Genomic DNA, 789 nt, shown 5'->3' with positions numbered 1-789 from the left:
CATGGCAAAGGAAAAGTTTGATCGCACGAAACCGCACGTCAACATCGGCACCATCGGCCACGTTGACCACGGCAAGACGACGCTGACGGCGGCGATCACCAAGTATTTCGGCGATTTCAGGGCCTATGACCAGATCGACGGCGCGCCCGAAGAAAAGGCCCGCGGCATCACGATCTCGACCGCACACGTGGAATACGAGACCGAGAACCGCCACTACGCCCACGTCGACTGCCCCGGCCACGCCGACTACGTCAAGAACATGATCACCGGTGCGGCGCAGATGGACGGCGCGATCCTGGTGGTGAACGCGGCTGACGGCCCGATGCCGCAAACGCGCGAGCACATCCTGCTGGGTCGCCAGGTCGGCATCCCGAAGATGGTCGTGTTCATGAACAAGGTCGACCAGGTCGACGACGAGGAACTGCTGGAACTGGTCGAGATGGAGATCCGCGAACTGCTGTCCTCCTACGACTACCCGGGCGACGACATCCCGATCATCGCCGGCTCGGCGCTGGCGGCGATGGAAGGGCGTGACCCGGAAATCGGCGAGAACAAGATCCGCGAACTGATGGCGGCCGTGGACGAGTACATCCCGACCCCGACGCGGGCTGTCGACCAGCCGTTCCTGATGCCGATCGAAGACGTGTTCTCGATCTCGGGCCGCGGCACCGTGGTGACCGGCCGTGTCGAGCGTGGCGTGATCAACGTTGGCGACAACATCGAGATCGTCGGCATCAAGGACACCCAGACCACCACCTGTACCGGTGTCGAGATGTTCCGCAAGCTGCT

General features: G+C 62.9%; 1 protein-coding gene. It reads left to right on the top strand.

All coding sequences use genetic code 11. From position 1 onward, the window contains the following. Position 1: 1 nt before the first annotated feature. Positions 2-789, top strand: a 788-nt coding sequence (locus tag ABWV23_RS22345; RefSeq protein ID WP_353351912.1) for an elongation factor Tu, incomplete at its 3' end; no start/stop codon positions are given.

It is taken from the genome of Aquicoccus sp. SU-CL01552, assembly GCF_040365005.1.
GTDB lineage: Bacteria > Pseudomonadota > Alphaproteobacteria > Rhodobacterales > Rhodobacteraceae > Antarcticimicrobium.
This window is presented reverse-complemented; position numbering and strand designations above follow the sequence as displayed.